This window comes from uncultured Escherichia sp., assembly GCF_948475835.1.
In the GTDB taxonomy this organism is placed as follows: domain Bacteria; phylum Pseudomonadota; class Gammaproteobacteria; order Enterobacterales; family Enterobacteriaceae; genus ECMA0423.
The window spans coordinates 50,230-70,796 of the sequence record NZ_CAOLGM010000005.1 but is presented as its reverse complement, the minus strand read 5'-3'; the positions used below and the strand labels follow the sequence as shown (position 1 = coordinate 70,796).

Here is a 20,567-nt window from a genome sequence, read left to right as displayed (position 1 = left end):
CCCCACCATGCCCCCCATCCAGGTTAACAGGCCATGAATGGTTACTTTCTCAGAAAAATCAGCCAGAGGGGCAACCACATCAAGGCCCCCCGGAGCGACAATTTTAATTTTCCTGGTATCAGGATTAAGCTCAAAATAGGTGCTGCCGTCGTCACTACGCAACTGTGTGGCACTGGTATTAATACCGCTAATCTTCCTTGCCTGCGATTGGGGACCGACAATACAAAACGCATCCGATAAATCATGCATTCTGTCATCGACCGGCTCCTGTATCCCGCCACTCTGCCACCAGAAATCAATACAACGATCGGCAAAAACGACAAGACACTCATCCCCGGCTTTTACCGGAAAAGTCAACGTACAGCCTCCGCCGCGCGGGAATACCACTGGTACATCCACCAGCAGGGGTAATGTCGTCGACTGGTTGATTCCATTTGAGTCCGGCTCATAGCCTTTAATCGCAGGTTGAACAACCACTGTTACCGTGTCCGGATCAAATGACTGGACGATGCCGGGCATAGAAACACGCAGCGCCGACATGACAGAGCCAGCAAGTCTTACATCGGCCTGTTCTTTGCTACCAAGTTGAGCGCTTAAAGAAACGGGCATTCATATGTCTCCAGAAAGTAAAAAACCCGCCGGGTGGCGGGTTCATTATTGAAGTTTCATTACTGCTTGTTTGCTTCTAACGCTTCAGCTATTCGGCGAAGATACTCATTGTTTTTAAATGAAACCATGATGCACTCAAAGAATATTCGGCAAAATACAGCACATAACAAAAGCACTAAAGCGCCAGCAGCCTTCCCATTAACAAACGTTATAATGGCGGCAACAACCAGAAGTAACATTGTGATGCCATACAGAACGTTGATGATTTTTGGAGTTATTAATTTATCAAATCCGAACATGTGACAAATTCCTTATCGTGAAAGTAGAAGTATCACATTATAATTACGAGTGATTAATCAACAATCTTTTTGCATGGAAAGGAACCGATGATTTTCGGCGCATCCATGCTGTTCTGCAGAAGCTGGACGCCAATGTAATTCACTTCACCTTCCGGCAATCATACGTCCAGAACTCCCGAGGCTCGTCCATATTTTTGCGGATAACTTCAACGTTGAGGATCGGCTTGCCATTTCTGGCCACAAAATCCATCCCTAACCAACGCCCATTACCCGGAATCATCCATTGGATGTTCACATTGTCATAATCACCTTCCTGTTTGAGAAAGATGATTTTCTGTGTCTCCGGTTTCTGTCCATTAATCCTTGCAAGTCCGTCTTGCGCTTTCCAGTTGATCGTAAATGGTCCGCAACCGGTATCAGCAAAGGAAATGAAGGAGATACAGACAAGTAAAACTGTCAACAATGGTCTTTTCATGTGTGTTTCGCCGCATCAATCCCTTTCGAGTTAAGCAATTCTTTGCCACCTTTAGCCAGGCAAAGCAGGTCCATATACCACGCCTGCCCTCGGGTGTCGCCAGTATAATCAATGCTGCCCACAATGTAATCACCGTCAGTATTAATGCTGGCAGGCTGTGACATGCCTGGCAGACCGTTAACGTAGAGATTACCGTCGCTTTCAGACTCATCCAGTCGTGCTGGCGATTTCGCTACCTGGTCATTACTCAAAGAGGCACGGTATACAGATGCCTGATCCAGACGAATAAGCCCACCGAGCTTAATATTTGGATTAATCAGGCATCTGACATTTACGCCAGCTCCCATCGTCTGCTGTGGCATACCGATAAGCCCGGTGTTAGCATTCAACACCGTAGCAACACCAATATATTTATCTTCAGGAACAATATTTACCAGATTATTTTCATACCACCAGTTAGCCTTACACTGCCCTGCGATATGATTCATCAACCTTGATGTGTTTTGATAAACAACGCGACCCCGGGGAAATACCGTTTCAGGCATGTCAGGAACTGCGCCGGATTCGATGCCATATGGTTCGAATGATTTCATACCCAGACTGAAAAGATCTCTGTACTTCCAGCCAGATGCCACTGTGGTTTTCACACTTGCGTTCAGGTGGCCTTCCCAGCTGTCAATACACTGCAACATGATCCAACTGTCTGTGGCATTATCTTTACCAGTGACAGTAAAACGGATATCTCCATTGAATATCATACCAACGTTTTCATCAGGATAATTACCTGCTGCATCCGGTTGCCCCTTGTATCCGGCAATAACCTGTATACGCGAAAACTCCTTCTGCATAATCCGGTTCTGAGTGGTAGGAGACAGGTTATAAACCTTAAAATTTCCAACGAATCCATTAAATATGGTCGCAGGCATTTTCTGAATATTGAAAGTGACTTTAAGCTCAGAAATTTTTATCCCGTCGCCCTTATCATCAACAAGCAATAATTCAAAGTGACGCATCCAGTTTTTCGACATTGTTACTCCGTGAAAACATAGAGGTGTGAGAGCGTTCCAAGATCGAATTGCGTCGGATTCTCCTGCCCTGCCACGTCGCAGAGCACCACCAGAGAAAAACCCAGATCCATATATCGATACTGTGCCAGCAGGTCAGCCCCAGTAATCATCGGTATACCTGATATAATGGCGGAGCCATTGCTGCCAGCAAGATCCAGAACCCAGTACTCGCCTCGCCAGATGACAGACAGGTGATAAACCGAACCGTTAATTGTGGTGGCAAAAGTCTGATTGTCAGCAACCAGTGGGATTTCTACGGCTTGCATGAATCACCTTCCCAGAAATAAATTGCTCAAATACCCATCAACAGTGGAGATACCTTCTTGCGCCATCTGTGGCAGCGATTTCAGAATGGAATTATTCGGCAGCACCGTTGTTTTGGTGCCTGTATTCTGCATAGCAGACGTTCCGACTCCCTCGGTCATATTGTTTTTCGGGGCAACCCTGACTGACTGCGTGGAGGTAATAATTACTTCCCTGAGGGTAAGTGTCGCCAGAAGCACATTTTCACTACTCTTATCGGTCGTAACCTCCAGCGTTTTTATCAACATATTGTTGTAAATACGCTTGCCGGTTGTCACATCGAAAGGAATACGATTCCGCTGCAGGTTAAGCAGTTCCTGATACAGTTCTTTCGGGCTCAGCCCCAGTAAACTGGTAGCCGTCAGGTTACTGGCAAAATCAAGCAGCGATCCGCCTCCGGAAAAACCGGTTTCCATCACAACCTCAGAAGGGCGCCTGAATGCGTGTTCTGATATATAACCAGCGCCCTCACCACTGGCACCAGCATTCGTGGGCTGTTCAACCGGATGTTCCGTAATTTCCAGGGCGTCAGTGTGCTTTTCGGTAATAACCACATCAGGAATAATGATTCCTATTGAGCGGGTTCGCTGCTGCAGTAAAACAGATAAAAAGTCCATTACGCAGGTCCTTTCAATTGCTGTACCGCCCTGGCATTTACAGCCCCCTGCTTGTCAGCGATCAGATTAGCCGCCTCCTGAGGGTTGTTAACTCCATGAACATTTATAACAGTCTGCTGGTTAAGGCTGCCAGCGGCGGCCTGATACGCCAGCGGGCTGTTCCAGTTTGAATAACCTTCTTTGCGCGCCATCGACTGCATCAATGCTCCCATAGTCTGGGGATCTGTAAGATTCAATATTGCATTCGGTGATACTCCCATCCATTTCGCAACATCCTGTGCATACTTTTTCGGATCGTTGTTATCACCTGCCGGGGCCCAGGTACTGACAATATCCTGAATAGTCTGTAATGCTCGTCCGGTTGTTTTCCCGGTAAAGTAACGCATGAGCTGATTTTTCATCGCCTCCCAGCCCTCAAGAGCTGATTCGAAAAACCGGAACCCTTTACCGCTCACCGGGCGAATGTTCCCGGGGTTATTGTTGCGATCAGCAAGAGTACCGCCGCCGGGGATGTCGGGCTGGACGTTGGAGCCATGCACTACACCGTTACTCTGTCCCTGCCGGATAACTTTACCGGGTCCCCCGTGCAACCAGTCCATCCACGCAGGCCATTCACGGACCTCACTGACATCCCTGCGTCCGATATCTGTTTTTATACCAATAGCAGCCAGCGTGTCGCCGATAATTCGCTTCGTATACCTCAGTGAAGATTTTGCGCTATCGGCAATATTTTCTCTGTCACTAACAATATAGCCCGCGTAAAGCGCCCACAATTTAAGCCAGGGTGGGACCGGTAAACCTGATATTTTTCCGAAAGCCCCCAGAACCCTGGATACCCAGACACCCGCGATGAATGTACCGAGGATTTCCAGTGCATTTTGCCAGCCGCCAACACCATCTTTTAGTTCCAGAAGGTGATCACGAAGCCAGGTGATCGCATCCTTCGCTTTATCTATTGCCGGTTGCCATTTTTCCCAGTCGATAAGACTGTTACCGCCTTCTTTCCATGTTTTGTAGTCTTCCCACAAGAGACCGAGAGCCACGATCAGACCGGTAATCAGCCCTATAGGTGACATCCAGAAAGTAGAGTTAAGTATCCGCATGGCGACAACCAGACCGCCGATAACCTCTATCAGGGTTTTCGTTTCGGCATCCAGTTTCCCCCACCACTCGATGATATCGCCGACACCATCGACTATCCGAAATGCTACCCGCCCGACTATCTCACCCAGCCAGAGGATCCCCTTTATGACCTTTGTGATGGTGACTTCAATTTTGGGAAAATTTTCAATTATCTTTTTGCGCAGGTTATCAATCTGCCCCGCCAGTCCGTCCGCAAGATTCGATCCGATTTTGTCCCGCGCCATCCCGGCCATTTCACCGAGCGATTTCAGCGAGGTCATAAACCGGTTTGACGATAAGGCAGCCTGATCGGCATTAAATCCGATCGCTTTCACCATTTCTGAATACTGAGCGCTGAACTGCCCCACACCACGACGCATGGCCATCAGGGTATTTTCGTCAATGCCCAGCATCTGCGCATACTGGTTAGCCCGGTAATACGGCATACCGCTGAGCTTCTGGCCTACACCTGTAAAAATAGCGGCCATGTCACGCATGTTGCCGCTGGCATCACGGGTCTGTACGCCCAGGCGATTCAGAAAGCCTTCTGCTCCGGGATTGTTACGAATAAACCGGGAGAGGCTTTCCAGAGAAGATCGCGCAGCGTCCACACTGCCGCCAACCTGCGAAACCGCATAGCCAATAGACTGAATTCCCTGGACTGTCGCGCCGGTGCGCTGTGACGCCCAGTAAAGATTATCCAGGCCGGAGGCGATCTTAGCCGTGAAGGCCACCACGGACAGCGCAGCTCCTTCAACGGCCAGTCCCATTTTGATGACATTTGCAGTTGTACCGGCGAGGACAGAACCGAACTTTTTCGCTCCTGCATCATCCACACTGAAGCCAAGCGAGACGAGGAAATCTTTAATAGTTTCAGCGTTCATTATCATCTCTCCATTTCTCAATGCGCCGCTGGTTATCCGCTTTTACCGCCAGATGGTCATTCAAGAGAGCAATGTCGTACAAATCGACAGAGCCATCTTTAAGTGCTGTATAGGGAATTAACCCGGCGTCAACCGGATTGAGAAGGTAGGACAGCCCGTCCGGCAGGCTGTTAAACGTCAGCCCTGTTGCAGGCTCTGCGTCGTGCTGGTAAGGGGTGTAGGCAAAAAATTTCCCAGCGAATCGGCGACCACCCGCGCCACCAGCTGCAGCATGACCAGCAGGTCAATATCATCAAACATCAGTTCACCCTGGGTAAATACCGGAACCCATCCGTCCATATGACGCCGCGATACCACCGCAAGACAGGGATGAATAATCGCATCGGTGTCATCTTCGGTCAGGGAAGACAGTTCCTCAGCGATACGCGGGAGCATGGTTTCAAACACCGGTTTTAACTGCTCTAATTTCACGGTGTCGATTTTGCCATCAGCAGGCAAACGGGAGCGAATGCTCCCGAAATCTGACATCATTCCCGCCAGTACTGGCAGAAGTTTGCGGGTCACTTTCAGCTGGTCAAAAACGCTGAGTTTTGCCGCGCGATATTTCACGCCTTTAATTTCGAATTCCATGTATTAAAACTCCCCGAGAACCTGGTCAATCTTGCCACAGTCAAACACCCACGGCATCGTATTACCGGTTTTAGCGTTGGCGTTATCCGGTTGCTTCTGGAACGCAACACTGCGTGCCGTGATGATGTCGCCGCTGACCTTGTTGCGGATCACGATAACGTTATTCCCCCATGTGGCAGAAGACTGGCTCTGTGCGTTATACGCCAGCGACAATTTTTTATTTGTCGGTGATGTCTTCAGAAGGTTAACGGTAATCGTCCCGCTTTTATCTGCATGGAGACTGTGCATCACTTCGCCATCAGCACCGATGGTCATGGTGTTTTTAGAACCGCCCATCGCAACCACAATCCCCTCTTCAGAACTTGCCGAACCGTACCCGAGGTCAATCGAACCTGTCGGCCCGGTCAGCGTCGCAGTGACATCCATAAAAGAATAGGTAGACATTCACTTCCCCTTAGCGAACAACGTTAATCTGTACGTCAGCGTAATGAACCGCGCCTGCAAGTTTTATTGCAGCCTGAATCACCGGAGCCTTACGGGCTTCACGTTCTGATTGTGCCTGTTCATCCAGCGGCTGGGCGTATACGTAATAACCTTTGGGCAGTGTGTCACCTGATGACAACTGACCAAGGTCGCCCCCGCTCCATACGCCCGGAGCAATCAGTCCATTCTGAACGGCCTGATCCAGTGATTTTTCAACATTTGATAACAGTCGGGTAATACCGGCTTCAGTCTGGGGAACTTTCGTGGTGCTGGTATAAAGCAGGTTATAGAGGTTGGTCTGCACATAATTCTGTAACCAGTCCAGGCCGTGGCGTTCATCAAAGAAATCGCCGTTAGCCATCACTCCCTGCTGGAGGATAGCTGTATCATTCTGGTAGTACACGAACACATTGCAGTTTTTTGCATCAAGTGCCGATGCCTGGCTGACTGTCAGTGTTTCATACCCGACACCCGGCTCCTGCTTAAACTTGAGCGTAATCGCGGTATTACTGCCATTGAAATTAACCGTGAATGCCCGGCCAAATGCAGATAACGCAGCGTATTTATTACCCGATGAATACTGAATAAAACTGCGTGAATATCCGGCGGTTTTCAGTTTTGATGCCAAATCATCGCTGGATGCAGTCTGCAGGCATTTCTCATCGCTTGTCGTAATCGCCAGAATACGGCTTACAGAAGAGGATTCGATCGCCGCAGCCACTTTCAGCCAGTCTGCATCCGGAATATCTGCATCGTCTGCAATCCCCAGCCCATACCATGAAGTATAATCAAGCATGGCATTCACAGCCTGCTCCAGCGTCTCAGGCGTGGCCTGTTCGCTGTCACCCTTCGTTTTCACCCAACGACCAACAAAAACCTCCTGAGGTTTCGGTGATTGTGAGAAAAACACCTGCGCAGCCTTATATTCTGGTGATTCCACGCCAAAATCTTTTCCAATATCTTCCGCGGCAGAATAACGGCGAATGCGCTCACTTACCGGAATGATTGTGGACGGGCCGAGAATGAGTAATGCACCAAAATTTCGCCCTGATGCTGCACGCGGCGACATGATCACATCAACATTAACAACGTTTGATACAGGCAAGCCCTGTGCCATAGCTTAATCTCCGAAAAAGATGACTGGTGCTTCCACCAGCGATTTAATACCGTACTCGCGCACAACCTTCCGGCGCAGGCGCACCGTCATATCGTAGCGGCGGACCCATTGCTGATTAATAAGTTCAGGGAAGGGGGTCAGACCTGTGTAATCGCCAAGAGACAGCCCCAGCGCATTCAGTGCTGCATTGTTCTGCGGTACAGATATACCGTCACGAAACCGGGACGCATACACCATCCCCGCCGGACCATAAAACGAAGCCATACACTCAATCGTTTCATGCCGCCAGAGCTTAGAGCCATCATCGGTCTGTCTGGTGAATGCCGGACTGTCATCACCTGACCATCCGATAACCCCAAACGCACACCAGTTCGTTTCAGCCGGTAGCAGTGGCGGCTGCTCTTTCTGCCAGCGCGGGCGAACCATCCCGGCAGACAGACCGGAAACGTTACGCATCCACTGGCTTAACAGCCTGTCGAGCGCTTCGTCATAATCCGGATCGCCACTGGTTGGTATCAGCCATCCGCGCTCTGTACTGGTGTTATTGCTCAACCGGAATTCCCCCATCAAACGGCAGCAACTCACAATGCGCCTGAACGAATCCGGCACCATAAGCTGTATACGGGTCGACGAAGGTCACACGATAATCACGGCCCTGATACGTCACGATATCGGCATCACGGCCAGTCTGTCCCTGCGTCAGTCGCTCAGTCGTCACAATCAGAATTGCACCGCTGATTACCTGCCCTGCCTGCATACGGCGGTTTTCCAGAGAGCGATCAACAGTTACGACTCCGGCAAACTGCTTTTTAACTTCGCTGTCGCTGCCGATCCCGTCCTCATCCACCGTTTGCACTCGGCGTGTTACCCACAAATTGAAGTCGCAAAAATCGGGGTCAAAAAGCACATCTGTTACATCAAGAGTCGGCATCTTTATCCCTCACTACATGGGTAATAGCTCTGCGATATTGCCCGGTGTCAATTAATGGTTTCGCCAGATCGGTTCCGGGAGATTCGCCAGCAGCACGCCGGGCAAGTTCCAGTGTTGCCCCCTTGCGCCCCCGACGAGCCCGGGCTTCAACAGTACTGTCAGCAAGCGGCGTAAAGCCGGTAATGGTCATGTAACGCCTGACACCATTAACGGCCAGCGTTCCGGCACGGTTGAGTGCGCCTTCTGCTCCCGCAGCATTACCATCCAGTGCAGCCTGCGCCGCGGCTTTGAGCTGCGGCACCGTCTGCTCTTCTGCCGATTTAACGCCGGGGGCCAGGTGAGGTCGTGGCGGGATGTTCTGCTCTGGTGAGCCGTATTCGTTGAGGTAACCGATGCCCGCATTACCAAACGGAACATCATCCCGCTCGCTGTCTTCCGAAGGGATGCCGACCAGCACATCTTTTTTGGTTAACGACCTGAGCGCATCCAGAATGGCCTTAGCGTTATCCACCCTCGTTGTTACACCGCTTTTGAAACTCATAGCTGGCGACCGCCTGCACCGAACATCGTGATCAACTGATAAAATTCAGCGCCATATCGGGTGTTATTCCAGAAACCTGCATCAGGATTCAGCGTCGCGCTGGTGTCATAACTGACGCTTACCTTATCCACGGACTTTGAGGACTGAACACCATTGGTTGAACCGCCCGAACCACCAGCCAGCATCGCCCGGCTGTCTGCCGCCCAGAGCGTCATGTAGTGCGCAACGAACAACCCGGCAAAGTACGGAAACAACTTTTTGCCGGTGACGTTTTCGCTCAGCAGTTCATCGGCCAGATTCAGACGAAACTGGATTTGCGCTTCGGGATATTTGGCAGGGTCAGCAAACTGCGGGAAGTCGCGGCGAAAATCACTTACCGCTGGCAGACTTTGATTCTTTGGCATTTTTTACCTCGTTACGCGCGTCTGTGGCTTTGCCAACGGATACTTCCGCGTGCGCACGAGTGAACCAGTGCGTGGCAACGTCTTCCTCCACAGCATGACGGCCTTTAACAAACTCGCGCCGTGAACCGTCGGGAAGCGTGAGCACAAACGGGGTATGTACGTGTATTACTGCATTATTTTTTGCCATCGGGTCATCCTTAATGGCCCCGCCAGGGGGCCATGTGGCTGTTAAATGCCATCAACGTACGAAATGGTTTCTTTGTACACTGGCTCGACTGCACCCAGCTTGCCGTAGTAAGTGACGATCTGATACAGACCGCGATACTGCACCGGCACGCTCTGAAGCGGAACCAGCGGGTAGCGGACGTATTTTTTATCGTTGGTGTACGCAACCATGCGATCCTTTTTCCCCACACCACGGCCTTTCAGCCATTTAACCGCGCGGATATTCAGCGGAATACCGTTCTGGTGATAGCTGATGGTGTTGGTCTGAAGGTACGTCAACAGGGACTGGTTACCCGCAGATGAAACGATGATGCTGGACAACAGAGCAAACTGCTCAGGCGGGATCAGCAAATCACGCGGAACCACAGAGTAACCGGAAGCGGCCCACGCATCAGACAGCACCTGGTTAATGCTTGCGCGGATTTCGTCCGGTGTTGAGGTTGCCCACGTTTTGGCAGCGTTGTTGACAGGCACACCGTCCAGGGTAACAAGACCTTTCAGGTTTAATGCGGAATCGCCAACATACACCTGTTCATCGTTATCCATCTGCCATTTCAGTTGCATCCCGTCATACTTCTGCGTATCGATCGGGCGTCCGACCTGCTGAGCAGCCTGCAATTCTATGACCGTCCAGCCAAGTTCCATCCCCCACAGGTTCAGCGGGTTACCGGATTTGCCGATATCCACGTTTACGCCAGCAATAGCGGTTGAGTCTTTGCCTACCCAGTTTTTGCCATTCGGATTTGCACCAGTACCCGCAGCGGCGAAGCTGGTATTCGTCCAGCTGGAAATGTCATCTGCGATGGAGACATCTTCACGCAGTTGGATATCGCGGGTCCAGGTGTACCCCACCAGTGGCAGGTTCAGCGTCTGGTCGAGTCGCTCCAGCTCCCCGATGAGAAAGGCACCAGAGCTGTCAACGGTTGCCTGATCAAAAGTAATCATTCGTCTGTTCCTTAAATCTTCCAGGAAATTTCTGCATTGCCGTCAGCATCACCGGCACCTGTGAATTCAGCGTTGGTCAGCACCACGTTTTTGCCACTGACTGACGTGGCCATGAATCCACCCAGCGGCACTTTGATGGATTCATCAGTGGAGACGACAACGTATACCGGGTCGCCTTTTTTGATGGTGCTGGCATCAAAATCAGAACCGAGATTAACGGTCACGTAGCCACGCTTCATTGCGTCGCCCGGGAAGTTCTTGCCACTCCCCACCTGGCGAACCATGTCCGGCTGCGAAGTGGTCGGATAAGGGCGCACATAGATCCCCTTCACCTTGTCTGCGGTATCACCATCTGCCAGCGGCACGAAAAAACCGTCATCATCGTATTTACCAGCCAGCCCATAGGCAGCAAAGGCGTTATCGGATTTAAGGACCACCGGTTCGACGGTTAAGTCCTGCGGGCGAGAGACAGCCCCGGCAATGCCAACAGGCATCCGGTACAGAAATACATTATTCATTTTTTACCCTTTACGGTTTGCCCAGAATTCAGCGTTTTGTTTGTTCAGGGAAGCGATACTGGTCATGCCCATATTTGGGCGCTGTGCATCGCCGGTGGTGGCGCGGGTGTTTCGCCCTTTGGCAATCTCAGACACGGCATTAAACGCCATGTCGACTGATTGTTTCGGCAATTTGCGGATATCCGCATCACCGACTATCTGGCGAACCAGCGTTTTGTCAGCAGAAGCCAGAACCTCACGTTTGAACGCGGTCGGTTTCATCTTACGGCTCAGATCAATACCCGGAACGATAACTTCGGCACGCCAGGCTGAGTCACCAGTAATCGTGGTTTCCTCTTCATCGTCCTCGCCGTCACCGGTCGGATTATCGTCAGGCTTATTGTCGTTATCGCCCGTCGCATTTCCTTCCAGCTTAGCCAGCAGGGCTTTCAGTAATGTTTTGAGGTCATCATCACTGTCGCCCGTTGGACCTCCGCCCATCTCTGGTGCTTTGTCCGGTAGCGGTTGCTGCGGGGACAGGTTGATGTTGAGATTAACGCCCTGCGGCAAATCCCCCTCATCTCCTGTAACCGATGCGGGAGCCGACTCCACCAGTTCGTTCATGGTGTCAGCGTCACCCGTTTTGATGGCCGTGCGCATGCGGGTCCACCAGCTTTTCTTTTGATTTGCCATTGTGTCTCTGTCTCCAATTGCACAACGATTTCCGGCTCTGCCTTTAGGGACAAGAGCCACATGGTTTCCGGTAATATCGACCTGCTCAGCTTTACCTGGCTCGGTCTGCTCGTACTCCGCGTCATAGCCGCACGACACTTCGCGCAGGCCATCTTCGATAAGCTGAATGGCGTTTTCGTCTTTGACGATAAGGTCAGCCAGCATCAAATCAGACTGCTCACCCGTCCCGCGCCGGACATTCTGGAGGTGCCCGACAGCAAGCTCTTTCCAGTTCTCGGGATTTACCAGCCGCACATTCCCGTTTTCATCTTCAGGATGCAGGATCGTGATGCTCATCCCTTCGAATGAGGCAAGCGTGGCCGGATGGAATACCTGCTCAGGAGAACGCGTGACGACTATTTCACCGAACTTATCGGGTTTCAGTTTTGGCAGGTCATCAGCACCATAGAGCTGCTTACCTGTTCGTCCTATCGGCACGTCTTTGCACAGCAACGAGCCGTCAGCCAGCTGGTAGCGGGTTTCTCCCAGCCGGGTATTGAAAAAATATTTCATGGGTTACCTGCGATTCAGGCGGGATAAGATTGGGAAGTGGGAAAAACGATTTCTTTATAACAGCGACAATTCGGGAGCTCGCCAGCGTGACCGGTCATGCCGTCAAGCGTAGGAGGTTTGCCCCATTCGACAAATTTACCTTCCATTTCCTGATGAGAATGCCTGACGTCACCATCTTCGGCTGTACGCCAGATATAACCATTCGAACCAATTGACAGCGCACGCGCCTGATCCAGCGCTCCGGTTGCACGTCCAAGTTCAGTACGGGCAATCAGGTCAGCTCTGGACTTTGCTATATCACCCGATGCGGCTATTTCTTTAGCAAAATGTTCCGCTCTCCCACCGGTAACAACAGCTTCTATCGCCCGATTCTGGATGTCGTACACCCTGTCAGCCGCCTCGAGGGGTAGCGATTTGATGTACTTAACCTGTTCAGCAACGATGGATTTCATCACCTGCCCTGGAGGGGCACTGTTTACCAGATTGCGTAGCTCACGGCTGATGGTTTTGCTGTGTTTACGCCACTGCTCATCATTCTTGCGCACAATGTCGGCGGTAAAGTTTTCCGCGACCTTTGTCGCCCAGGGGGTGATGATTTCACTGTAGCGTTCCAGCGCCTCAATAATTTCCGTGATACTGTCATTTGAACCATCGTAGCGACCATTTACGATGTCCCCGACCGCCCGCGCTATCCTGCGTAGACTGGTTCGATACCGGATTTCCGCCTGACGGTTCCTGCGGTTCGTCATCAGGTTCGCCGATGCCGGGCGGCGCTTCGTCTTCGGCATTCTCTATGTCCTCGTCGGTAATGGATGCCCCGATGCCGGTTACGTCAGAATTTTCGCGCAAATCAGTCATAGCGGCTTTCAGTGTCATCAGACCATCACCCAGCGCTGTACTGATTGCGTTGGTGGTATTTAACGCCACCGTTGAACGATCGACATCAGACATTTGCCAGAGCGGGTTAAACTCAAACGTGAAATCATCCGGGAGCGGCTTGCCAAGTTCCGAACGATGCATGATGTCCAGTATCCGCCGCACCGGAAGACGTAAACGCCTCTCCTGCAACGAGCTTACCCGGTCGTAATAGTTGGCAAGGTCTGCATCGCCGGTAGAAAATCCTTTCGGGGACTGTCCGAACAACCGCACCAGTGGGATACCAACAGCGCCACTAATCTGTTCTGCAAACTGCGACAGGATGTCATCCAGACCACTGAAGCTGTACTGATGCGTTTCAAACTTATCCCGCGAGTCCATGAGCGTCATACCTTCATTGCTCTGGAACTGTCGAATCAGGTCGATATTCTTCAGCAACGCTTCATACGCAGGACCACCAAGTGCGATAAGCTCGCGTAGCTTCTCCACGCTGTAGGTGCGCAGATGCGCCTTGTAGACCAGCTGCGCCGCGCCGACAGTAGCGCTGTCGAACGCGGTAAGACGATCCCAGATACGCTCTACAACCGACATTCCCCATTCGTTCTCGGTCATCTTCTGCTGAAATGGCAGCGTGACGCCATCAAAGCGAATCAGGCGACTGTGATGAATGCGCCAGGCAGGAATTCCCGTTGCTGTGGTCACCACATCGTAAAACTCAGGTTTACCCAGGTCCGGCCCCATATCTTTAATGCGGCGGGTCAGTACCGGGTCAATCATCCAGCGGTCGAGCGGGAGAATCCCCTTAAACTTGCCCTTACCGATGGTTTCGGGTCGCAGCGGGGTCATTGGTGCCTGCCCCTCAATCATGATGAAACCCACCGCGCCGCCGTAGAGGCGCGACCATTTCAGCACGTCATTCAGCGCATCCCAGATTTGCAACTCATCCAGTTGTGATTCGAGAATGCCACGATCTTTTGCATCAATTTCCGAAGTGATGCGAATGCCTTTGCGGGTCATATCATCCGGGATAGCATCGACTGCTTCGCCGATGATCCAGGATGAACGATAGGACCATTCCACCAGCATGCGGTTACGACTGGTGAAATTAGCCCGGTAGGTGGATGCTGAGTGCTGGTTAGGTGTCTGCATCCCTACGCGGGCAATAAAATTCTCATAACCATCAGCTGTGGCCTGCGCAGTTCGCCGCAGGGCTTGTTTGTTTCGTGCCATCAGGCCTGTCTCCCTAGCAGCTCCCAGATGTTCAGGGCTGAATTCATTGGGGCATAGTTGATCATCACCGAGTCGGCAAGGTTTGGCGATCGGGTTCCATCAGGCTGTTTATCAATAACAATTTTTCCCACACCATTAATGGAATAGGTCGGCTGCGAAAGCTCGATGATGAGTTTATCTTTGAGTGCCATGCTACTGCTGATTGAGATGATTTCGTCCGGGTTGTAAGCCATACCTTCAACCACGGCGCGCCAGGTATTCTGAAAAAGTTTACGTAACCGCCACCAGCTCTGGGCTTTGGCGTTAGCGAAGAAGTCCTTGTTCAGACGTGCGGCTTGCCCGTTGTCCCCGCGAACAGCTTCATCATCCGGATCAAATACCGCGCCACTACCTCGAAACGGTGTGGCGAGTATTGACGGTCGGCGCGCAGCGTTACGCAGTTCGTTGATAGCGCGTGCATCGCCGCGAACGCCAGCGCCCAGCCCGTCCTCGTCAAAGCGAAACTCTTCGAGGTTGTCCTGTTCGCAAAAACCGAAGACCTTCTCGACGGACTGATAAATGTCGCTGCCCACACCAGACCATTCCCGCACATTTTCCAGGAGGAAGCCATGACGGGTGGAAAAGGCATTTTTGTCCCTGCCTTCATCAGCGACATCCATCGCGCCAAGTCGTTTGCCTGTTGGCTGGATACCCAGTTTGATATGCGCATCAACGGCAGCCTGTACCCATTCGGATGGAATCAGGACGCCTTCCGCTGATGCGCTGTAGTTCAGATCAAGTTCCTGTGCCACCACCACCGGATTATCGATTTTCTCGCATTCCCTGCGATACCACTCTTCATCCTTGCGAGGATCATCCCGCCAGTGGAATGTGAATACCGGTATCTTCCCGCCATGACGCTTCTGAGCGAACGGGTTAGCCATGCCGTTAACTGAACTCAGGTCGATACGGCAACGCGTCGTTTGTGACAACGCCGCATCAATCAGCAGAGGACGCTGAAGGAATGCAGCCTCATCAACCAGATAAAGCGTGGTACGGTCACCACGACCAATATTATCGCCAGCCTCGCCTTTGATAACGGCACCAGTTTCAGGAAACTCAACACGCATATATGGCGCGTGCTTCTTCTCGCTCCACGAACCTCGAAACTCGATGGGCAGCGTTTCCACGAACTTGCGCGCCTTCCAGAACAGCGCCTTCGGGTCACCGGTGCTGTCGACGTATTCCTCTTTACGGGAGCCGAAACCGATCACCATCTCTTTGTTGAAGAGGCAGAGCGAGCAGGCCAGTCCGATCGCGGTCCAACTGAGCCCCATTTCACGGGATTTTTCGGTAATACCATTCTCCCGATTGCTCCAGCGTTCCATAATCCAGTGGATCCACTCCTCCTGCTTAGGGAAGAGTAAAAACGGAATGGTCACCGGCAGGCCATAATCAATATTACGCGGGTCCGTTGTCATGCCCCAGTCGATGATGAACTGAGCCGGATTGGTTCGGTAAAACTGCTTCAATACGGGCAATATTTCAGGATTCTGGCGAATGCGCTGTAGGCGTTCCATCCGCCATTCAAAAACCATCTGGTAATCAGGATGTTTAAAATCGAAGGGGAATGGTAACGGCATACTTAGCCCATCATTTTTCTATACGCTTCTGCAACCTGCTCCGGCGTTAAGTTGGTAATTTCTGTTCTGACTGGTCCTCCGTCAGCACCAGTCACTTCATTTTTGACATTGTCTTTAAACGCCTGAACAGAAACATGACGCCCGAGCAACTCAAGGTTTTTAACCTTATCAGGCCATTTGATTTTCTTCAGAAGTGCGGCGCTATCTGCGGATGCCATCTCCACGACATCCATTCCTGATAGCGTTGTGCGCCATACTTTAGGCCAGTCTTTAATGGGTTTTAGCTCACCGTTTTGCAGGAGAATGTCAAGCACATCCATCTGGTCGATTTCAATAAGGCGATTAAGTACATATACTGCATTAATACCAACAAGATCATTGCGTTGCGCTTTCAGTTCGGCGATTCTTAACTTGATGTCAGGTTTTGACAGGTTTTCGGATGCGGTACGGTTGGCTGTTTTTGCGCTGTACCCCGCCCGAATAGCCGCTTGCGTGGCGTTTAAATCGATGAGGTACTCGCGACAGAACATCTCTTGTTTGTCGGTGAGTGCCATGACAAAGTCTCAATTGGATTGAAAATGAGTGATTTATTACTAATTAAAAACTGGTTAATTGACCATCATGCACTATCGATTTTCTTTGGGTTTTTATCGGCTGGGTTATGGATCAAATCAGCAACAGCCAAAGTCAAAACAGGTAGAAGCACCGTTGTAGCAATTACATTTGATGATCCCAAAAAAAATGTAGATCTTCACGAATTTTTCTTAACTGCGCGGTTACAGTCTAAATATAACTCATATGCAGCTTTCGCTGCTGCTGCAACTGTGATTTTGCAAATGGCTGGCTATTAGAAAACCTTAACCAAGATATTATTTACCTTTATCAATATCAGTTAACGGCTCAAAGTGTAATGGTTCCACATTCTCCTAATGGAGTTATTTACTCGCCCGTCTCGGTAGCCAGCTGCATAAAGCCATTAACCAGCTCAGGCTGACGTCGTGACGTCTTGCCCGTAAAGGTTTCGCCTGTTTGGGTTTGGTAGATGTCGGACATTGAGAGCCTCTTTATCCGCTTGTGGGGATATATGGTTAATTATCCTCTGTAGGGGATACTGCCATCACGATGGGGAGAATCATCGTAATGGCAATAAAAACCGCCCATAGGCAGTTAATCTGAAAGACCAAATTTCTTTTTTGCGTAGGATTTTAGAAGCTCTACACCAACATCTTTCAATACCGATAATGGTTGATCGCTAATTGTTTGTAGCTTCTCAAAAACAGCCTTTTGTTGAAGGGTTTCTGCAAACTCTTGGCCTGATGACGTGAGTCTTACATTGGCTGGCCATTCACGGATTTCATTAAGCCCAATAGTAAGTCCTAATTTCTTAGGATCGCCTATTTCTAGAAAATGGTTACTAATATAACCTCTCTCAATCAATTGGTAGTAATGAAAGAGTCCTTTATCGCTGCTTATTTCGTATCCAGCTTTTTTAAGGTCATTAGCTGATATCAATGGTCCGCCAGCCTTAATAAAGACCCCTAACATTCCCTTCAAGTATTCCAGATCGGTCTGCATAAATTACCTCCATCCTGAGAAATAGAGATAATATTACCCTTAAAATTCTTCATTAACACTAATTTGAACACTGCTCTTTGATGTAGTCCTGCAAGTAGCCGACCTGCTTCGTCACTGTGACGATTCGCTCTCTGAGGGTGAAATAATCCCGTTCAGCGGAGTCAGTAAGTCCGGGGCTGGAAGCATCGCCCAAGCTGCCGGTGCCGGTCTTTCCGCTCGCTGGACATCGGGCATTGAAGTGCAGCCCACACTTGCCAGTGCGAACACAACGCTGCAGATCATCAAGCTGCTTTTTCGCATCAGCTAGTTCTCCGGTGTATTTAGCATCGAGTGCATCAGCATCACGCTGGCGTTGCTGCATGTCAGTAATTGCCGCGTTCGCCAGCTTCAGTTCTCTGGCATTTTTGTCGCGCTGGGCTTTGTAGGTAATGGCGTTATCACGGTAATGATTAACAGCCCATGACAGGCAGACGATGATGCAGATAACCAAAGCGGAGATAATTGCGGTGACTCTGCTCATACCTCAATCTCTCTGACCGTTCCGCCAGCTTTTTTAAATCGGGCAATCAGGTCACCGATTTTATGTTCATACTGACCGTAACCTGCACCAGGTAACGACGCCCAGATATTGCTGCAACGGTCGATTGCCTGACGAATACTGCCGCGGTCAATCATCGGTAAAGCACCACGTTCTTGAATCTGCTGCAGAGCTACAGCGTCCTGGCTTTCTGGAGAAAAATCTTTCAGGCCAAGCTGTTTACGGTAAGCATCCCACCAGCGTGAAAGAAGCTGGTAACGTCCGGCGGCTGTTGATTTGAGTTTGGGGTTTAGCGTGACAAGTTTGCGGGGGTGATCGGAGTAATCAGTGAACAGTTCGCCACCAACAATAACATCATAACCGTGGTTACGTGTCGGTTGTCGCCCGTTATCCGTTCCTTCTGACCATGCCACCATATCCAGGAAAGCTTTACGCTGTGAATTTAGTGCCTGCATAAATTACTCCTTCGATCTACCAAATTTGTTACCGATTACTCGCATTGCAGCCCCACGAATAGCATCGACACCGATCAGCCCCACGCCACCACCAATGGCAACAGAAAGCGATTTAGGCCATCCGACATACTCAAGAGCGGATGCAAAGGTCAGCGTCAGAGCGCCACATAGCAAAATCTCGAGCGTTTTTCGCTTCCAGCCACCACCACCGCCAAAATAGGCGATGCGCAAACCAGCCATAACGATCGACATAATCACTGCGCCCAGCGGTGTGTCTCCACGCCACCAACTTTGTAAGAGTTCCAGTAAGTCAGGCCAGGAATGAGGGACATTGTGCATTTTCATAAGCCTCACCTCCGAAAGTTCGGATGGTGCTAAATGTAAGATTCAGGCTCTCTGGCTTGCTCACAAGAAGTCGAGGATGTTTCCGGAGCCTAACAACGAAAAAGCCCCGGGACATGCCAGGGCCAGATGGAGTACCAGATTAAGCTTCTGGCGGTATATCCTCGTGTTTGATATCGTTAAATCGCCAAAAGTAACCATATCAATTAAAGGAGTATATATGGCTAGTTTTACTGTCCGCGTTGAGCTTGTGGGTGCATCATCCGATGACTACGCTCGCCTTCATGAGGCGATGGAATCCCGAAGATACTTTCGCGAAATTCAAGATGGAGCAGGAAACTGGTTTTATCTTCCAGACGCTGAGTACACAGCCGAAAAAAACGCATCTGCTCGCGCAGTCCGAGAAGAAGTTGTAGCCATCGCTGGGACAATAAAAAAGAACCCTCGGGTGCTAGTCACTCAAGCGGCAGATCGCTCATGGCATTTAATCAAGAAGTGAGTTTTGATCGCCATTAACGGGTATTCCGTTCCCGCTACGCCCCTCACCAACCTCAGGGGCGCTTTCATAGCGCTCCATCGCAATAAACGCGGCAGCGATGCAATGCCCCAAATTTTCAAAATCATCCACCCCCGGGTTAGCCCGAGCCACAATGAACTGACCCAGTGTGATTTTGGCCTGAGATCGGGAATCAGAAGATAATTCATAAAATTTCATGGGTGTTCTCCAGAAACAACAAAACCCGCTCAATGGCGGGTTCTGGTAAAGTTCATGCGCTTGATTCGCCTCGCGATACAGCTTTGCGAAGCGTACTGGAATTGAAGCAGTTTATGGCTAAAATTGCAAGAACTTTTTTAAAGCTGCATCAGCCTTTCCACCAGTTTATCTCTGCGAACAACAAACCAACCATTGGCTCTCGCCAGTTCCAGCCATGACTCAAGGGAAATAACAATATCATCATCCCGCAACTGAATTGTGGAAACAGTGACACCGCCTTGCTGATAACAGAGAACTCGCGTGTCGTAACTTTTCTGGCATGAAACTGGCGCTGACGGATCCTTTTGTCTGAAATAGCAGTCTTCCAGTCTTTCGAACACATCCCACGCCTGATCGGTTTCGAGCATTTTGGCATGACGGGCTGCTCCGCGTTCTGTCCAGAGTATGAGGGAGCGGGCTTTCGGGGAAATTTGTAACCCTCTTAAAGATGGTTGCAAATTTTGTGAGTTACTTAAAGTAACCCGCAAATTTTGTGAGTAGTTTAAAGCTACCCGCAATTCTTTAAGGTCATTACCAACAACTTTGAAAAAGTGTTTCCCTTCAACGAAGCGTACTTTGTTCTCATGATGATTCTGGCGAATACGCACCGGCTCAGTGCCGTAAAGCTGCGCCAAAAGTTCGGTGGTAATAACAGGAATCTGGTTATGGGTGATCGGGGAGAGAGTTTCAACAGAAATTTGAGTTGTCATAATGACGCCCTCTGGTGGTTTCTTAATAACTCACCACCGACGACGCCAATCGTCTGGTGGTGAACTGTGCA

Annotated in this window: 30 protein-coding genes and 1 pseudogene; 3 read left to right on the top strand and 28 right to left on the bottom strand. The window is 50.4% G+C overall.

The genetic code is table 11. The annotated features are described in order from the left end of the window. The 15 genes from QZF50_RS02275 to QZF50_RS02205 form a co-directional block, all read right to left on the bottom strand. The coding region (locus tag QZF50_RS02275) for a Gp138 family membrane-puncturing spike protein (protein ID WP_290388814.1) at window positions 1-609 on the bottom strand (609 nt) is incomplete at its 3' end. 59 nt (window positions 610-668) lie between these two features. Next, window positions 669-908 (bottom strand): DUF4282 domain-containing protein, encoded by a 240-nt coding sequence (locus tag QZF50_RS02270; protein ID WP_000466689.1) that lies wholly within the window; start codon window positions 906-908, stop codon window positions 669-671. A gap of 139 nt (window positions 909-1,047) precedes the next feature. Beyond that, window positions 1,048-1,383: a hypothetical protein gene (locus QZF50_RS02265; RefSeq protein ID WP_053901684.1), complete on the bottom strand. Its 336-nt coding sequence runs from the start codon at window positions 1,381-1,383 to the stop codon at window positions 1,048-1,050. Next, the gene (locus QZF50_RS02260; RefSeq protein WP_290378068.1) at window positions 1,380-2,411 is read right to left on the bottom strand and encodes a hypothetical protein; all 1,032 of its coding nucleotides are present in this window, start codon (window positions 2,409-2,411) and stop codon (window positions 1,380-1,382) included. Before QZF50_RS02260 ends, QZF50_RS02265 begins: the two co-directional genes overlap by 4 nt. A gap of 2 nt (window positions 2,412-2,413) precedes the next feature. Further along, the gene (locus QZF50_RS02255; protein WP_061892295.1) at window positions 2,414-2,716 is read right to left on the bottom strand and encodes a hypothetical protein; all 303 of its coding nucleotides are present in this window, start codon (window positions 2,714-2,716) and stop codon (window positions 2,414-2,416) included. Window positions 2,717-2,719: 3 nt separating this feature from the next. Next, complete coding sequence (locus QZF50_RS02250; protein WP_061892294.1) at window positions 2,720-3,370, bottom strand: phage baseplate protein; 651 nt, start codon at window positions 3,368-3,370, stop codon at window positions 2,720-2,722. Beyond that, window positions 3,370-5,376 (bottom strand): hypothetical protein, encoded by a 2,007-nt coding sequence (locus QZF50_RS02245; protein WP_061892293.1) that lies wholly within the window; start codon window positions 5,374-5,376, stop codon window positions 3,370-3,372. The genes QZF50_RS02250 and QZF50_RS02245 overlap by 1 nt, the downstream gene beginning before the upstream one ends. Next, on the bottom strand, window positions 5,366-5,542 hold the full coding sequence (locus QZF50_RS02240; protein WP_073972153.1) for an NTP pyrophosphohydrolase: 177 nt from the start codon (window positions 5,540-5,542) through the stop codon (window positions 5,366-5,368). Before QZF50_RS02240 ends, QZF50_RS02245 begins: the two co-directional genes overlap by 11 nt. Window positions 5,543-5,553: 11 nt before the next feature. Further along, window positions 5,554-6,006 (bottom strand): phage tail assembly chaperone, encoded by a 453-nt coding sequence (locus tag QZF50_RS02235; RefSeq protein WP_000393948.1) that lies wholly within the window; start codon window positions 6,004-6,006, stop codon window positions 5,554-5,556. Between the two features lie 3 nt (window positions 6,007-6,009). After that, window positions 6,010-6,450, bottom strand: coding sequence for a DUF3277 family protein (locus QZF50_RS02230; RefSeq protein WP_061892292.1), 441 nt, complete (start codon window positions 6,448-6,450; stop codon window positions 6,010-6,012). A 10-nt stretch (window positions 6,451-6,460) separates the two neighbouring features. Next, window positions 6,461-7,606 carry a DUF3383 family protein gene (locus tag QZF50_RS02225; protein WP_061892291.1) on the bottom strand — a complete coding sequence of 382 codons (1,146 nt, stop codon included), beginning with the start codon at window positions 7,604-7,606 and terminating at the stop codon, window positions 6,461-6,463. A gap of 3 nt (window positions 7,607-7,609) precedes the next feature. Continuing rightward, window positions 7,610-8,173, bottom strand: a complete 564-nt coding sequence (locus QZF50_RS02220) for a hypothetical protein (RefSeq protein ID WP_032197769.1) — start codon at window positions 8,171-8,173, stop codon at window positions 7,610-7,612. Continuing rightward, on the bottom strand, window positions 8,148-8,537 hold the full coding sequence (locus QZF50_RS02215) for a hypothetical protein (protein ID WP_001142480.1): 390 nt from the start codon (window positions 8,535-8,537) through the stop codon (window positions 8,148-8,150). Before QZF50_RS02215 ends, QZF50_RS02220 begins: the two co-directional genes overlap by 26 nt. Then, window positions 8,524-9,078: a hypothetical protein gene (locus QZF50_RS02210; RefSeq protein ID WP_029399665.1), complete on the bottom strand. Its 555-nt coding sequence runs from the start codon at window positions 9,076-9,078 to the stop codon at window positions 8,524-8,526. Before QZF50_RS02210 ends, QZF50_RS02215 begins: the two co-directional genes overlap by 14 nt. Then, window positions 9,075-9,482 carry a DUF4054 domain-containing protein gene (locus QZF50_RS02205; RefSeq protein ID WP_032197767.1) on the bottom strand — a complete coding sequence of 136 codons (408 nt, stop codon included), beginning with the start codon at window positions 9,480-9,482 and terminating at the stop codon, window positions 9,075-9,077. The genes QZF50_RS02210 and QZF50_RS02205 overlap by 4 nt, the downstream gene beginning before the upstream one ends. On the opposite strand from QZF50_RS02205, the pseudogene QZF50_RS02200 reads away from it, so the two are divergent. Further along, a pseudogene (locus tag QZF50_RS02200) lies at window positions 9,481-9,714 on the top strand (hypothetical protein). The gene QZF50_RS02205 and the pseudogene QZF50_RS02200 sit on opposite strands and share 2 nt — an antisense overlap. On the opposite strand, the gene QZF50_RS02195 reads toward QZF50_RS02200, so the two are convergent. From QZF50_RS02195 to QZF50_RS02165, 7 genes are read right to left on the bottom strand one after another with little or no spacing between them, the layout of a single operon-like run. Further along, window positions 9,711-10,652 (bottom strand): major capsid family protein, encoded by a 942-nt coding sequence (locus tag QZF50_RS02195; RefSeq protein WP_000627480.1) that lies wholly within the window; start codon window positions 10,650-10,652, stop codon window positions 9,711-9,713. The pseudogene QZF50_RS02200 and the gene QZF50_RS02195 sit on opposite strands and share 4 nt — an antisense overlap. 11 nt (window positions 10,653-10,663) lie before the next feature. Further along, window positions 10,664-11,170 (bottom strand): hypothetical protein, encoded by a 507-nt coding sequence (locus tag QZF50_RS02190; RefSeq protein WP_001066727.1) that lies wholly within the window; start codon window positions 11,168-11,170, stop codon window positions 10,664-10,666. A 3-nt stretch (window positions 11,171-11,173) separates the two neighbouring features. Beyond that, a complete protein-coding gene (locus tag QZF50_RS02185) occupies window positions 11,174-12,394 on the bottom strand; it encodes a DUF2213 domain-containing protein (RefSeq protein WP_061892290.1) in 1,221 nt (406 codons plus the stop codon). Window positions 12,395-12,408: 14 nt separating this feature from the next. Then, window positions 12,409-13,143 (bottom strand): phage minor head protein, encoded by a 735-nt coding sequence (locus tag QZF50_RS02180; RefSeq protein WP_000184960.1) that lies wholly within the window; start codon window positions 13,141-13,143, stop codon window positions 12,409-12,411. After that, window positions 13,034-14,500, bottom strand: coding sequence for a DUF1073 domain-containing protein (locus QZF50_RS02175; protein WP_000113490.1), 1,467 nt, complete (start codon window positions 14,498-14,500; stop codon window positions 13,034-13,036). Before QZF50_RS02175 ends, QZF50_RS02180 begins: the two co-directional genes overlap by 110 nt. After that, complete coding sequence (locus QZF50_RS02170) at window positions 14,500-16,122, bottom strand: TerL protein (protein ID WP_061892289.1); 1,623 nt, start codon at window positions 16,120-16,122, stop codon at window positions 14,500-14,502. Before QZF50_RS02170 ends, QZF50_RS02175 begins: the two co-directional genes overlap by 1 nt. Before the next feature lie 2 nt (window positions 16,123-16,124). Beyond that, entirely contained in the window at window positions 16,125-16,676 is a 552-nt protein-coding gene (locus tag QZF50_RS02165; RefSeq protein WP_061892288.1) for a terminase small subunit, read from the bottom strand. A gap of 24 nt (window positions 16,677-16,700) precedes the next feature. On the opposite strand from QZF50_RS02165, the gene QZF50_RS02160 reads away from it, so the two are divergent. Beyond that, window positions 16,701-16,973 carry a hypothetical protein gene (locus QZF50_RS02160; protein ID WP_042343393.1) on the top strand — a complete coding sequence of 91 codons (273 nt, stop codon included), beginning with the start codon at window positions 16,701-16,703 and terminating at the stop codon, window positions 16,971-16,973. Between the two features lie 316 nt (window positions 16,974-17,289). Here the strand turns inward: QZF50_RS02160 and QZF50_RS02155 are convergent, their stop codons facing one another. Genes QZF50_RS02155 through QZF50_RS02140 form a run of 4 tightly spaced genes read right to left on the bottom strand, consistent with a single transcriptional unit; the run spans window position 17,290 to window position 19,035 of the window. Next, a complete protein-coding gene (locus QZF50_RS02155) occupies window positions 17,290-17,697 on the bottom strand; it encodes a hypothetical protein (protein ID WP_061892287.1) in 408 nt (135 codons plus the stop codon). Window positions 17,698-17,755: 58 nt separating this feature from the next. Beyond that, the gene (locus tag QZF50_RS02150; protein WP_001519804.1) at window positions 17,756-18,217 is read right to left on the bottom strand and encodes a lysis protein; all 462 of its coding nucleotides are present in this window, start codon (window positions 18,215-18,217) and stop codon (window positions 17,756-17,758) included. Beyond that, window positions 18,214-18,690: a glycoside hydrolase family protein gene (locus QZF50_RS02145; RefSeq protein ID WP_001737241.1), complete on the bottom strand. Its 477-nt coding sequence runs from the start codon at window positions 18,688-18,690 to the stop codon at window positions 18,214-18,216. The genes QZF50_RS02150 and QZF50_RS02145 overlap by 4 nt, the downstream gene beginning before the upstream one ends. Window positions 18,691-18,693: 3 nt before the next feature. Beyond that, window positions 18,694-19,035, bottom strand: coding sequence for a phage holin, lambda family (locus QZF50_RS02140; RefSeq protein WP_000781789.1), 342 nt, complete (start codon window positions 19,033-19,035; stop codon window positions 18,694-18,696). 217 nt (window positions 19,036-19,252) lie between these two features. On the opposite strand from QZF50_RS02140, the gene QZF50_RS02135 reads away from it, so the two are divergent. Then, a complete protein-coding gene (locus QZF50_RS02135) occupies window positions 19,253-19,531 on the top strand; it encodes a hypothetical protein (RefSeq protein WP_001519807.1) in 279 nt (92 codons plus the stop codon). On the opposite strand, the gene QZF50_RS02130 is transcribed toward QZF50_RS02135, so the two are convergent. After that, a complete protein-coding gene (locus tag QZF50_RS02130; RefSeq protein WP_000675202.1) occupies window positions 19,517-19,747 on the bottom strand; it encodes a hypothetical protein in 231 nt (76 codons plus the stop codon). The genes QZF50_RS02135 and QZF50_RS02130 overlap by 15 nt on opposite strands. A 137-nt stretch (window positions 19,748-19,884) precedes the next feature. Continuing rightward, window positions 19,885-20,496 carry an ORF6N domain-containing protein gene (locus QZF50_RS02125; protein ID WP_001519808.1) on the bottom strand — a complete coding sequence of 204 codons (612 nt, stop codon included), beginning with the start codon at window positions 20,494-20,496 and terminating at the stop codon, window positions 19,885-19,887. Between the last annotated feature and the right edge of the window lie 71 nt (window positions 20,497-20,567).